The organism is Nitrosarchaeum sp. AC2 (genome assembly GCF_013407385.1).
GTDB lineage: Archaea > Thermoproteota > Nitrososphaeria > Nitrososphaerales > Nitrosopumilaceae > Nitrosarchaeum > Nitrosarchaeum koreense.
The window spans coordinates 1,119,406-1,131,886 of the sequence record NZ_CP030847.1; the positions used below are offsets into that span (position 1 = coordinate 1,119,406).

16 protein-coding genes and 1 pseudogene are annotated in these 12,481 nt (G+C 31.7%); 9 read left to right on the top strand and 8 right to left on the bottom strand.

Features of this window, described 5'->3' with window-relative positions:
* Positions 1–302 precede the first annotated feature (302 nt).
* Positions 303–1,025 carry a zinc ribbon domain-containing protein gene (locus tag DSQ20_RS06735; RefSeq protein WP_179365054.1) on the top strand — a complete coding sequence of 241 codons (723 nt, stop codon included), beginning with the start codon at positions 303–305 and terminating at the stop codon, positions 1,023–1,025.
* A 170-nt stretch (positions 1,026–1,195) separates the two neighbouring features.
* Here the strand turns inward: DSQ20_RS06735 and DSQ20_RS06740 are convergent, their stop codons facing one another.
* The gene (locus DSQ20_RS06740; protein ID WP_179365055.1) at positions 1,196–2,473 is read right to left on the bottom strand and encodes an MFS transporter; all 1,278 of its coding nucleotides are present in this window, start codon (positions 2,471–2,473) and stop codon (positions 1,196–1,198) included.
* A gap of 96 nt (positions 2,474–2,569) precedes the next feature.
* Here DSQ20_RS06740 and DSQ20_RS06745 point away from each other — a divergent pair, with 96 nt between their 5' ends.
* Positions 2,570–2,959, top strand: coding sequence for a DUF6659 family protein (locus tag DSQ20_RS06745; protein ID WP_179365056.1), 390 nt, complete (start codon positions 2,570–2,572; stop codon positions 2,957–2,959).
* 29 nt (positions 2,960–2,988) lie between these two features.
* Here DSQ20_RS06745 and DSQ20_RS06750 read toward each other — a convergent pair whose 3' ends face one another.
* Positions 2,989–3,342: a hypothetical protein gene (locus tag DSQ20_RS06750; protein ID WP_179365057.1), complete on the bottom strand. Its 354-nt coding sequence runs from the start codon at positions 3,340–3,342 to the stop codon at positions 2,989–2,991.
* A gap of 125 nt (positions 3,343–3,467) precedes the next feature.
* Between DSQ20_RS06750 and DSQ20_RS06755 the strand changes: the two genes are divergently transcribed.
* Positions 3,468–3,932, top strand: a complete 465-nt coding sequence (locus DSQ20_RS06755) for a metal-dependent transcriptional regulator (RefSeq protein ID WP_179365058.1) — start codon at positions 3,468–3,470, stop codon at positions 3,930–3,932.
* Between the two features lie 22 nt (positions 3,933–3,954).
* On the opposite strand, the pseudogene DSQ20_RS06760 reads toward DSQ20_RS06755, so the two are convergent.
* The 4 genes and pseudogenes from DSQ20_RS06760 to DSQ20_RS10805 form a co-directional block, all read right to left on the bottom strand.
* Positions 3,955–5,777: pseudogene (locus DSQ20_RS06760) on the bottom strand (PINc/VapC family ATPase).
* Positions 5,778–5,813: 36 nt separating this feature from the next.
* Complete coding sequence (locus DSQ20_RS06765; RefSeq protein WP_048109847.1) at positions 5,814–6,176, bottom strand: response regulator; 363 nt, start codon at positions 6,174–6,176, stop codon at positions 5,814–5,816.
* A gap of 25 nt (positions 6,177–6,201) precedes the next feature.
* A complete protein-coding gene (locus DSQ20_RS10800) occupies positions 6,202–6,417 on the bottom strand; it encodes a hypothetical protein (RefSeq protein WP_255458182.1) in 216 nt (71 codons plus the stop codon).
* The gene (locus DSQ20_RS10805; RefSeq protein WP_255458183.1) at positions 6,414–6,572 is read right to left on the bottom strand and encodes a hypothetical protein; all 159 of its coding nucleotides are present in this window, start codon (positions 6,570–6,572) and stop codon (positions 6,414–6,416) included. Before DSQ20_RS10805 ends, DSQ20_RS10800 begins: the two co-directional genes overlap by 4 nt.
* Before the next feature lie 62 nt (positions 6,573–6,634).
* Between DSQ20_RS10805 and DSQ20_RS11010 the strand changes: the two genes are divergently transcribed.
* From DSQ20_RS11010 to DSQ20_RS06785, 4 genes are all read left to right on the top strand, one after another.
* Positions 6,635–7,117, top strand: a complete 483-nt coding sequence (locus DSQ20_RS11010) for a hypothetical protein (protein ID WP_370464183.1) — start codon at positions 6,635–6,637, stop codon at positions 7,115–7,117.
* A 74-nt stretch (positions 7,118–7,191) separates the two neighbouring features.
* Positions 7,192–8,517: a sensor histidine kinase gene (locus DSQ20_RS06775; protein WP_370464184.1), complete on the top strand. Its 1,326-nt coding sequence runs from the start codon at positions 7,192–7,194 to the stop codon at positions 8,515–8,517.
* Positions 8,518–8,884: 367 nt separating this feature from the next.
* Complete coding sequence (locus DSQ20_RS06780) at positions 8,885–9,496, top strand: uracil-DNA glycosylase (RefSeq protein ID WP_255458184.1); 612 nt, start codon at positions 8,885–8,887, stop codon at positions 9,494–9,496.
* Positions 9,480–10,043, top strand: a complete 564-nt coding sequence (locus DSQ20_RS06785; RefSeq protein WP_179365059.1) for a DNA-3-methyladenine glycosylase — start codon at positions 9,480–9,482, stop codon at positions 10,041–10,043. The genes DSQ20_RS06780 and DSQ20_RS06785 overlap by 17 nt, the downstream gene beginning before the upstream one ends.
* A gap of 2 nt (positions 10,044–10,045) precedes the next feature.
* Here DSQ20_RS06785 and DSQ20_RS06790 read toward each other — a convergent pair whose 3' ends face one another.
* The gene (locus tag DSQ20_RS06790) at positions 10,046–10,678 is read right to left on the bottom strand and encodes a VTT domain-containing protein (RefSeq protein WP_179365060.1); all 633 of its coding nucleotides are present in this window, start codon (positions 10,676–10,678) and stop codon (positions 10,046–10,048) included.
* A 102-nt stretch (positions 10,679–10,780) separates the two neighbouring features.
* Between DSQ20_RS06790 and DSQ20_RS06795 the strand changes: the two genes are divergently transcribed.
* Together DSQ20_RS06795 and DSQ20_RS06800 are read left to right on the top strand one after the other, a co-directional pair.
* The gene (locus DSQ20_RS06795; protein WP_179365061.1) at positions 10,781–11,161 is read left to right on the top strand and encodes a hypothetical protein; all 381 of its coding nucleotides are present in this window, start codon (positions 10,781–10,783) and stop codon (positions 11,159–11,161) included.
* A gap of 72 nt (positions 11,162–11,233) precedes the next feature.
* A complete protein-coding gene (locus DSQ20_RS06800; RefSeq protein WP_007550878.1) occupies positions 11,234–11,521 on the top strand; it encodes a hypothetical protein in 288 nt (95 codons plus the stop codon).
* A 4-nt stretch (positions 11,522–11,525) separates the two neighbouring features.
* Here DSQ20_RS06800 and DSQ20_RS06805 read toward each other — a convergent pair whose 3' ends face one another.
* Positions 11,526–12,461 carry an ABC transporter ATP-binding protein gene (locus tag DSQ20_RS06805; RefSeq protein WP_179365062.1) on the bottom strand — a complete coding sequence of 312 codons (936 nt, stop codon included), beginning with the start codon at positions 12,459–12,461 and terminating at the stop codon, positions 11,526–11,528.
* Between the last annotated feature and the right edge of the window lie 20 nt (positions 12,462–12,481).

A 12,481-nucleotide genomic window follows, 5' to 3' on the forward strand; every position in this document is an offset into this window, starting at 1 on the left:
CAGAGCATCTTAAATGTCAGATTCACGTAATGAATAATGAGATTCAGGTCACAGTTTGTATGTTTTCGTCCTAGCATACAAAGACTAGAATCTTTTTTAAAATAATATCCAAATTAGCACAGATGGTTTTTATTCAATAAATGTGTAATAGATGTGGAAAGCTGACGCAGTATCCTAAGGTCAAATGCCTGGCATCAGTTTGCTGGTCTTTGCTTACTTGCATGGCTACGCAAAGGTTGATCCGCATTAGTCAGCTTCCAAATTATACTAGTTAATCAACAAAGCTAAGAAATTTTTTAATATTGATTAGAATTACAGAAAAACCCAAGGTTGTGATAAATATTACAGAATCATTTTTAGATACAATAGACATTTTATTAAATTTACAGGTAGGCGATTTATCAAGATTAGAGCACGTAAAAAGAATGATACTAGAAAATAAACCACTTTACACAAGTGATGAAAAATATGTTAAAAATCTAGCAGAGACATACATTAAAGATCATGAAATAGAAGAAATCAAATCGCCAAAATTAATCAATTGTCGTAATTGCAGTACCAGCATTGCTGAAGATGCAAAATTTTGCACCCTATGTGGAACTAGACAAGAAAGAACATTTCAGAATTATGACGTAAAGAAGATTGTAAAAAGATACAATCCATTAAAACTTATATCAAGACCAAATTCGTATCAAAGTCTTGCCATAATTGGAGGATTAATGGCAATGATTCCAGTATTATTTATCGTTGCAAGAATGGAGCCATTACTTGAGGCAATCAACTATGAAACAGGAATAAATTTATCAGGACTTGCATCTGTTTTCATATCTCTTGGGATAATCTCTAGCATATTGAGTTTCATTGCAATCATAATTACATTTTTAATAAAAAACCCAAAAAAGGTTGGGAGAATGCTATTTTTTATAGCATTTGGAATACTTGTTACTTCAATTCTAATAGGAATTATAGGTTTTGTGATAATTTTGATTTCAAGTAATATAGCATACAAAAAAAGACATTACTAAAAATTATTCATCAGGATAAAAGTACGATTCCACATTTCCATTATTTGTAGAATAATGCATTACTATCCCATGAGATAGTTTTGTTTTTCCAATTAATTTCATTAAAGTTTATTGAAAAATTTTTACTTAACAAAATGTGTGTTCAATAAAACAAACATTTCTAGAAATATCTAAAGTTCAACATCTTTGGTTTCTCTACTAAGCAATGTAGGAATTATCAGAATTATCGAACCAATCATAATATTAATTCCTAGAGCAACTGGAACCAATTCTTTTGAAACACTTGACATAAAGTATAATGCAATCAATGGGGACCATGAACCAAAGATCAATCCTGCGTTATATGAAAAACCAGCTGCGCTGTTTCGTATTTGGGTTGGAAATCGTTCTGAAAAATATGCAGGTATTGGACCTGATGCAGTAGATATAACAATGGCATAAACGATAACATACAATACCAAGCCATACAAATTATTCAATATTGCACTTGCAAGTGGAATTGAAACAAGAATTGATGCAGATACAAAAATAAGCATTGATTTTTTTCTGCCAATTTTTTGGGATAACCAACCAGTTAGGATCATCCCAACCCAAGAGGATGCAGTAGCATAAATCATAATTAGTGCAATCTGTTCTTTTTGAAAATCGCCAAACTCTCCCAAATATGTAGGCAGAATACTAATGGAGCCATGATACATGTAAACAAGCCCAGTCATTATTGCAGCGCAAAGCAAAAATTCCTTTCTGTGAATTTTTCCAAAAACAATACTTTTCAATGGAGTTTTAACAAGACCAGATTCTTTGTTCTTTTTAATCCATAACGGAGATTCGTCCATACTTAATCGCACAAAAAGGGCAACAAACCCAGGAATTATTCCTGTAAAAAAGAGTATTCGCCATCCAATCTCCTCAAACAACTGCCCTGGAAATAAAATAGTAATTATTTGAAAAGATATTGCAGCCAATAAAAAACCAAAAGAGAACCCACTTTGCAAAAATCCAGATACTACACCTCTCTTTTGTTTCGGCATACTTTCAATTGTTAGTACAGCGCCACTACCCCACTCACCTCCAGCAAATATTCCTTGAATTAGACGCACTAGTATCAAAAGAATTGGTGCCATCACTCCTACCATTAGATATGTTGGTAACAATCCAACTGCAAAAGTTGCAATTGAAAATCCCATTATGGTAATTACCATTGCTTTTTTTCGTCCAAACTTATCACCATAGATCCCAAAAATCACAGATCCTAAAGGTCTCATAATCAATGTAACAGTATACGATGCAAATGTTGCAAGTATGCTAAACACAGGATCCGCAGATGGAAAAAATAGCTGACTAATTGAAGGAATAACAAGTAGCATCAAAACTATATCATATCCATCTAAAGACCAACCAAGAAATGAGCCAATGGCAATTTTTTTCTGAGCTAAAGTTAGACTCATCAAGACAATTCCAGTCTAGTTGTATTTAGCCTTGATTTCAAAAATCAAAACATTTGCCATAGTAAAAATAGAGACCAATTACCAACAAAATAGAGCATGCCAGAGATTAATGTGGAAGAGTATGAGAAAAGATGTCAAGAAATTCTACAAGATAGCGAAGTAAGATTTGCCGCACTTTTAGATGAATTTGGAAAGATACTTGCTGGAGGGTATAAAGCAGATGTGGATCCAAGATTAACTGAAGAGCAACACAATGAAGTTTGTAAAGAGTTAGCAGGAAGAGTAGTAAAAAGAAAAAAATTTGATGTAGAATTAGGATATGTAAAATATTCAGCATCTCGCAGAAAGCATGTTGTGATAATGAGTTTTCCAATCTTTGAAAAAGCAATAATGATAGTAGCAGAACCAAATGTCAACATTGATAGATTAGCATTTAGAATAATTGAAAAGCTGGGTCGTCAATGGGGCGAATTTTTTGGGGAATGAATTTTAAATCATTTTACAATACAGAAAAATTACTTCATCACGTTACTTTTGAAATCACTTATTGTTGAAATAGTACGTTTTGTCTCATGACCAATATCATGAATTGTAGCACCATTGTATTTTTTGTCAAGATACCTGCCAGTTAGGATCATAGGAGCAGCAATTGCATTACTAATACCGGTAGGTTCGGGTATCCAAAATATAATAAATCCAATTTTTTGAAGTTTTTTACCTGGAGCAGATGCTCGTTGAACACATCCCAAAGAACGGGCAGTTGATTTATCATCAAATTTTGTTATGTCCATGTATAATGATGCTCTTCTCTTGGCTGAATCAGAAAATTTACGTATTTTATCTAGGCGTGCCTTTAAGTGATCAACCATGATTTCCATTTAGAAAAAATCAGATAAGATTCAATGATCAATATCAATCACCTGTGTGTCAATAAAGGATAACAAGCCTAAGAGACACCCAATTATACTAGGCTTAGTTTAATTACTAAGATACATTGAAGGATAAAAATTCCAAGAGATTAGACTCTATCAAAGCAGCTCATCAGTCAGAAAAATCAAGCTATAGCACTAGGATGGAGGATTATTTGGAGGTAATCTCTGAGATTGTAGAGCTAAAAGGATATGCAACTACATTAGACATTTCACGATACATGAATGTGAGTGCACCAAGTGTTACAAAGATGCTACAAAGATTAGAAGAAAACAAGTTGTTAGAATATGAAAAGTATCACGGGATTAATCTAACAAGTAAGGGTACTCAGATAGCAATCGAGATAAGACAAAACCATGGAATTTTGCTAGAGTTTTTTGAGATTTTGGGAGTGAATCATGAGACTGCTAACAAAGATACTGAAGGAATTGAACATCACTTGAATCCAAAAACAATCAAACAATTACGAAAGTTTATCACATTTTTAAAAGCAAATCCAAAAATTATTGAAAGTTTTAAGAATCCATAAAATATGCCAATCTATTGTTCCTTTAATCATTAAGAAATATTTGAATATCGTTTTGAGATGATGCTAGTTTCATTAAAGTTCGTGACGCTTCAGAACGTTTTGGAATTGTAATCTCACCTTTTTTCCCAATTCTAACTGAAGTTACATAGTTATCATGAACATAAATATCAGCATGCATTGAAGAATATTCTCTGCCAACAGTTAAAACTAAACCACTCTTAGATTCTGAAAAATGAAAAGATATTTCATTAGATGAATTTGTAGATTCATAACGATTAGAATTAGTCTTTTCAACTACATCAATGTGTATTTTTAGCACTTTTTCAATCTCACTAATGTTAGAACCACCTTTTCCGATAATTGATGCCATTGATTGTTTATCTACTAAGATTTTGGCTCGATTGTCAGACAATATCTCAACTTCTACTCTAGGATCATATTTCCTAAAGAGCTCGCGTATTTTGTCTTCTGCAAGTTTTTCAATACCTACTTTTTGTACTTTTTTTGATACTGGAACTATGACATTCTCTTCACCAAATGTGTAAATTTCATGCTCAAGCACATGATCTGCAAAATTTCTAATCTCAATTACTGGTCTTGCCAAATCAGATTCGGTCATTCCAGTTGGAACCTTAATCACAAGCTCCAAATCATATATTTTCCCTATCGTGCCATCTTTAACAAAAACTACAGTATCAATAACATTTGGAATTATTCCTAACTCGATTTTTCCGATAAAACGTTGTATTGCATCCAAAGGAGAGTTCGCATGTACAACACCGACCATGCCAACACCAGTGAGTCGTAAATCAGCAAACGTTCGAAAGTCTTCTCTTCGTCTTACCTCATCAAAGATTGTGTAATCAGGACGAACTAATAATAAAATATCAGCGGAGTTATCAAAACTACCATCAAGCTTTGTGTATTGAGTAATTCCTGGATCCACTTGCAAATCACGTGGAGATTCAAATGTTTTTACAATCTTTCCAGTATTATGATAAAAATTGGCAAGGCTAGATGCAAGAGTACTTTTCCCAGAACCTGGAGGACCAGAGATTATAATGCCTTCAGCCCTATCAGAGAATCGCTTCATTAATTCTTCAGAAATAGCATAATCATCCAAAGTCAATTTCACGATAGGATGAACGATTGTGATTTCAAATGCTTCAGAAAATGGAGGCTTGGTAATTGCAATTCTATAATCATTGTACTGAATTACATATGCACCAGTTTTTGAGATTTCAACAGTACTAGAATCAGAAGCAGTAGTCTCTAAAATTTGAGAGGTAATTAGTTGGAGGTATTCACGGGTTAAAATTTCATCGTTTAGTTTTGTCAAAACAAATGACCCAGGTTTTCCTTTTTTGCCATTGGTGGCATGTTCTCTTTTAGGTGTACACTCATTGTTTCAGAGTCAAAAAATTTTAAAAATTCCAAAGTAATGTTTTTAGGAATTGGTTTTACAAACACAGATTCCAATCCTTCGGTTTGTGCCACCAGGTGTTGAACATTATCAGAGGTATACAGAATTGCTTGATTTTGTTTTGCAACATCTTTTATTATCGCATCAATTCTACCAGAACCAGCCATACGAATATCCTCAGAAGTTGGGTGCGAGCCTGAAAGTGATATGACCAACTCAAAATTACCTGATATTTCTTTAAGTTTTTTTATTGCTTCCAAACCAATAAAACCCTGTTCTTTTTTCTGAGATGCTTGTGATTGTAATTCATCAAAAACTGCTTGAGGTATAATGATTTCAGAATTTTTAATTTTTCCTGATTCAATCAATATGATTAGTTGTCCATTAATTATGATACTAGTATCTACAACAATCTTTGACAAATCTTCTATCAATTTTAATTAAAGTTAGATCCTAAATTACTTTGCCAAAACATCTGAAACAACTTTCAATATGTTGTTAAAATTAAACGGTTTTGAAATATAAGATGAGGCACCAAAATCCAAACATTGTTGAATAACTTTCTGATCATCACTTGCAGTAACCAAGATAATCTTGGCTTTTGGATCTTTTGAGAGTATTTCTTTAACAACAGTAAATCCATCTTTTTTAGGCATTGCTAAATCTAAAAGTAACAAGTCAGGATTAAATTTGAAAAAAAAATCTACACTTTCTGCACCATCTTTTGCCTCACATACAATATTATGTTCACCTATAGACAAAATATCTTTTAAGACAAGTCTAATTGCATCAGAATCATCGGCAATCATAATGTTTCCCATTAAATCATCTTAAACTGACAGGTAATTAAAAAGGTTGATCAGATAAAGTAGAAGATATTTGGGAAATCTTTTGTTTTATTTCATTCAAATTAATATCGGATTGAGTCATAGATTTCTTCATGGCATCAACTGAAATGATAAGAGATTCAAATATTTCATCAGTTATTGTCTCATCTGTTATCTTTTTTAACAGAGAATCAAGCATCGATGATAGAGCACCTAATTCATCTTTTCCCATCATTGGAGCAATCCTTTGATTTTGTGAGTTGATTTTTGAATTTTGGAGGCATTAGCAGATACATCTAGAGGAGTATGACAAGCACTCAAGATATTAGAAATTGTAGAAATTTCATCGTTTATTTCAGCAGTAGCAACCTTAAGAAATTCATTAGACATATTGGTACAAATAAAGAAACCATGCTCATTATTTTTATACTCTATGTTAAGAGTTAGACAGTGTGAAGATAATCAACAAGACATATGTCTTGGTTCTAATATTAATTGTTGCAGCAATAATTAATTTATTATTGCTTTATGAATCACAACAAATAGATAATTCGCTCTCAAATTCAATTATCAAAACAGGGGATCTGAAAGTAGATGCAGAGCATATTTCATCTTTAGCAATATCTGTAGCAAATGGAGATATCAATGATAAAGATAATCTAAATAATGTAATAAAAGACATAGATGAATTTCTATTGAAATTAGAAAACGGTGGAAGTGTTAATGGACAACAACTACAAAAAATTCCAACCGGGTTAACTGAAGAATATAATAAAATGAAGACATCTTGGGAATCATACAGAGAGAAAATAATAAAAGTAGAAAAAACATCGGTTTTTGATCGAGAAGCAACAAATGCCATGAATTATGTTCTACAAAAAATGGCGAACTTGTATTATCAACAAAAACAGTATCTGATGAATTATCAAATCTAGATAGAGATTATAATAGACATAAAGAAATTGCAAAAGAATTAGAAAAATCGGCAATAGAGATAGGACAGTTAACATTGTTAATTTCAATTGGAGAAGAGGATAACGTACAACAAAAATTGAAAAATGAGAGAATAGCATTTGAAATAGAACTAAGGAAACTGCTAGGAATACCAACAGAAGAATTAGATGTTGAAAGCGTAGGAAAAACAAATGAAGAGTTAATTCCAATTCCTAGGGAGAATTCAAATGAATTACGAAAAATTGATCCTTTGTGGGAAGCATTACAAGCAAGAATAATTATTCTTGAAGAAAGAGCTCTTTTATCTCCAGATTTTAATTTGGCAAAAAATGAAATGATTCAACAAAAATCAATTTTGTTTTCAAGTATAGATGATATCTTATTGTCGTGGAATGCCGAAATTGTAAAAAATAGTCAAGAAGGACAAATCATCATTCAAGCATTATTGTTAATTGATGTAGGAGTATTCTTTTTGGTGTTATTCATCATTCGTCAGTCATTATTACCTTTAGGATTAATTACAAATGCACTTTCAGAAATAAAAGAAGGCACGTATGGAAGAAAAATAGAATACAACAAAGCGGATGAAGTTGGAACCTTAGTAGACACATTTAACGTGATGTCAAACACGATTAAAGAAAAAGATGAACAAACTAAGAAAACAGATATTGCAAAAGATGAATTTTTAGCAATGATCACTCATGAATTAAAAACACCACTAGTACCTATTCAAGGATATGCAGATATTTTACTAAGTGAGCATTTAGGAAAATTAACAGACAAACAGAAAGAAAGAATCAGCATCATAAAAACAAGTTCAGAGACATTACTATCAATTATATCAGATTTACTTGATGCTCAAAAATTAGAATTAGGTCAACTTAGAATGAAAAAAGAAACACATAATATTAAAAATACTATCGTTGAAGCGCTAGCAGATTTTGAGCCGGATTTACAAAAAAAGAAAATAACAAAAATCATAGACTTGCAAGATGTCCAAATTGATTATGACCCAGTTAGAATAAAACAAGTTCTTACTAATTTAATCAAAAATAGCTTAAACGTAATACAACCAGAAGTTGGAAAAATTGAGATTACAATGAAAATTCTACCACAGAATATTCAAATTAGTGTAAAAGACAACGGGATTGGAATACCATTAGAAAAACAACAAGACTTGTTTAAGAAATTTTATCAGGTGGATGCAACATTAACAAGAGAAAAAGGAGGCAGTGGTTTAGGATTAGCAATATGCAAAGGAATAGTTGAAAGTCATGACGGTACAATTTCTGTGAAAAGTGTTCCAAATCAAGGAGCAGAATTTACAATAACTCTACCGAAAAATTCACAACCAACAAAGTCCCCAATTGACATTAGTTAAAGAAAACAAACTTTCTTAACTAAAATCACTCACTCTCCCTAAAAAATGGATTTTTTAGAATTAAAAATAATGAATCAAGATAATCACACAGATGAAAAAAATGGTGAATTTTATGAAAATTGTGCTATATATTTTGAATTCCTACGTAAAAAAGGACGTACTGATTACAATTTTGAAGATGAATATTACTTCACCATGCCTGCCATATCAAATCATTAATTCAAAATATAAGATCAATTTTATCAATTTAATATAGAATAAATTCTCAGATTAAAGGACTATCGAATATGTCTTCAGATAGGTTGTAAAAATGAAATACCAAACAAATAGAACATACAACCAATAAGAATAACTTACAATCAACAATATGCCAGATAATGAGAGCATGAATGAAGAATTAGAAACAATAAGACAAAATGTCAAAACATGTACTAAATGCAAACTTTCCACAACAAGAACAAATTCAGTACCAGGGAAAGGAAATTTTAAAGCAGATGTAATTTTCGTAGGAGAGGCACCTGGAAAAAATGAAGATCAGAAGGGGGAGCCATTTGTAGGAATAGCTGGTCAAAGACTCAACAGTGCATTAGAAAATGCTGGAATATCCAGAGAATCGATTTATATCACAAACATTGTGAAATGCAGACCACCAAAAAATAGAGTTCCTTCTATTTCTGAAAGAGATGCCTGTGATAATTATCTTCAAAAAGAAATAGCAATAATAAAACCAAAAATAATTTGTATTTTAGGAAATACTGCATTTAACTCGATCTTAGGAGGTTCTGAAATTATAAAATATAGAGGAAAAATTGTAAAAAAAGACAAACAGATTTATTTTCTGACAGTACATCCTGCAGCAACAATTTACAATCAAGAATTAATCACAGTATTAAAAGAAGACATCATAAAATTATTTGATTTAATCAGAGAGTTAAAAAACAACAAACAAATTTCAATAGACATTGACTATACTACCTAGAACATTTTATACAAAAGATACGGTTACAGTTGCAAAAAATTTACTAGGAAAAAAAATAGTTCGTAAGATAGGTAGAAAAGAAATCTCAGGAATAATAATAGAAACTGAAGCGTACAGACATAAAGACGACCCAGCAAGTCATGCATTTAGAAATATTACTGAAAGAAACAAAGTGATGTTTGGAGAAGTAGGAAAAGCATATGTCTATTTTACGTATGGAATGCATTATTGTTTTAACATCGTTGCAAGAAATTCAAAATTTCAGGCAGGCGCTGTCTTGATTAGAGCAATAACTCCTGAAAAAGGAATAGAAATTATGGAAAAAAATAGAGGCATGAAAGATTCAAAAAGATTAACAGATGGGCCTGCAAAATTAACTCAAGCACTTGGAATTACAAAAAAACATTACGGATTAGATCTAACAATAAACTCAGAATTATTCATCACAGAGGGAATAAAAATATCAGGTAAAATCATTTCCAGTCCAAGAATTGGAATTAAAAACGCTACCGACAGATTATGGAATTTTAAAACTGTAACACGATGAATTTATTTTTCATTGTTTTCATCTAATGTCCAAGGTACAAATCGGCCCAAAATTTTTTCCCAGTTTAATCTCAAAAGTAAAACAACAACAACAGTCATCATAATTCCAAATACAATAATTCCAACATATACCGTAGTTACATCAGCAATATCTTCAAGATATGGTTGTACTAATGACATTCCAAGATGATGAGAAATAAAGACAATAGAATAGCTAAGAACCAGTTTACCAGCAAGTGTGGCTATGAAAAATCGTTTGGGATTGTATTTTGCAAGTCCTAGTGGAACATAAATCAAGTCATCAGGTATAGGAGTTGCTGCTGCAAAAAATGCAGCCCCTGCACCATATCGTTTTACTAATCTTTCAAATGGTCGCATTCTCTTTCTAGTTTTTTCACTAATAATACGGCGCCCTTGATAACTTACATAAAAGATAATTTGTTTTGCAGCAGTTGCAGCTAGTGCAGAAAGAATTGCCAACACATGAAGATCGAATTGATCACCTACAGACATTGAAGCAAGAAAAATAAATCCAGGTAGAGGAATAAATGGAATTAAAGAACCAAAAAAATTAACCAATACTAAGCCAAGATACCCAATTTCAGGAGCAAATGGAAAAATTGCTGAAAAATCCACAAAACAATCATCAGATAGGCATTATTTATTAAAAGCGAACTGGGGATTATTTTTCAAAATGCACCACAATCATTAAAATATCATCTTTTTACAACAAAACAGATGATAAAAAAAGAATATGTAAAAATCTGTGATGAAATATCAGGAATTAGTCCGTTTATTAGATTTGTAGGCATAGTTGGAAAGGGAGGAGAGCTCTTAGCATACAAAAGAAGACCAGAGTTGATCCCACTTTTAGATGCAAAAAATACCCAGTACCAGTTTTCACACATTGCAATAAAAACAGACTTGGAAGAATTCTTTGATAAAAATCTTGGAGAAGTTGAATTTGTATGGGAGGAAAGAAAAAAAGTTCAGACAATATCATTTGCGATTAAAAAAGTTAGAGTATGGATATCAATTGATAAAAAAGTAATACGTTCAGAGATGCTACGAATAATTGATTCATGCTTGCCAATTGTAAAAAAACATGCAAAGGTATAGACCACAATTTACAAAAAATAGATTTTAGAATACGACCATTAACTTTTTTAGAATATTTATTTTAAGAAACCCATGGAAGAAATTGATGAAATTAAAGAGGTAATAAATAAAATAAACATGAGAAATTCAGGTTCTAAAGATTATCAAAAAATGAAAATTGAGGAGTTAAGTGCAAATATGAGAGAGGTTATGAAGTTTCAACAAGATATAATTCAAAGAATTGAAGATTTTGAGGTAAAAGGATTACAACATGATTTAACAAATTATGCAAAGACTATTTGCAAAAACACAACAGAAAGAGAAATACTAAAAATTCAAGACGTTTATCTAAAAAAAATTGAAACGGAATATTTAAAATAAAAAATCATAGTGGAACATCATACAACCAACAGCGAACATAGCCAGTATCTGTTTTAAATTTGGGTGGAACCATTTTACATTTATCTATTGCAAGTGGGCACCTCTCAATAAATCTACATTGAGTTGCAGGTTCCATAAGACTAGGAGGATTACCTTTGATGTATTTAGGAATATTTCCTTTTAATGTTGGAATTGATTCCAGTAGCCCCTGAGTATAAGGATGCTTTGGATTTTTGTAAATTTCATAAGAGGAACCAAACTCTACCATTTGCCCACCATACATGATTCCAATTTTATCAGCAATTTCAGATAAAACTGCCAAATCATGTGTGATTAACATAATTGACATTCCGTCTTTTTTGAGTTTTTTCAAGAGGTTAATAATTTGAGCCTGAATCAAAACATCAAGTGCAGTTGTAGGTTCATCAGCAATTACAAATTTTGGTTCAAGCAATAATGCCATAGCAATTATCACTCTTTGTTTCATTCCTCCACTTAGCTCATGAGGATATTTTTTTAAAACAATATCATCCAAACTGACAGAATGCAGTGCGTTTAGAATTGTATCATCAAAGTTTCCTGTAAAATTATGTTGGTTTAGAACTTCAACAAATTGTTCACGAATGGTAAACACAGGATCAAGAGAATTCATAGCTCCTTGAAATATCATTGAAATTTTTTTCCATCTGAATTTTCTAGTAAAGTCAGATTCAGATATATCCAATATCGAAGTATCGTCTAGAATTATTTTGCCATTTGCTTTACCTCCCAAAAGCATTCTAACAATAGAAAGACCCAAAGTGCTTTTTCCACAAGCACTTTCACCTGCAATACCTATAGATTCGCCGTCGCTTAAATTAAAATCAACGTCATCTACTGCATATACTGGACCCTTTGATGTATGATATTGAGCTGAAAGCCCATTGACGATTAATACCACGTATTTAGTAAAATCAAACT

Coding starts and splice junctions, on each gene's coding strand:
- DSQ20_RS06795 (WP_179365061.1), top strand. CDS start 10,781: ATGATAAAAAAAGAATATGTAAAAATCTGTGATGAAATATCAGGAATT.
- DSQ20_RS06750 (WP_179365057.1), bottom strand. CDS start 3,342: ATGGTTGATCACTTAAAGGCACGCCTAGATAAAATACGTAAATTTTCT.
- DSQ20_RS06745 (WP_179365056.1), top strand. CDS start 2,570: ATGCCAGAGATTAATGTGGAAGAGTATGAGAAAAGATGTCAAGAAATT.
- DSQ20_RS10800 (WP_255458182.1), bottom strand. CDS start 6,417: ATGATGGGAAAAGATGAATTAGGTGCTCTATCATCGATGCTTGATTCT.
- DSQ20_RS10805 (WP_255458183.1), bottom strand. CDS start 6,572: ATGTCTAATGAATTTCTTAAGGTTGCTACTGCTGAAATAAACGATGAA.
- DSQ20_RS06780 (WP_255458184.1), top strand. CDS start 8,885: ATGCCAGATAATGAGAGCATGAATGAAGAATTAGAAACAATAAGACAA.
- DSQ20_RS06740 (WP_179365055.1), bottom strand. CDS start 2,473: ATGAGTCTAACTTTAGCTCAGAAAAAAATTGCCATTGGCTCATTTCTT.
- DSQ20_RS06765 (WP_048109847.1), bottom strand. CDS start 6,176: ATGGGAAACATTATGATTGCCGATGATTCTGATGCAATTAGACTTGTC.
- DSQ20_RS06800 (WP_007550878.1), top strand. CDS start 11,234: ATGGAAGAAATTGATGAAATTAAAGAGGTAATAAATAAAATAAACATG.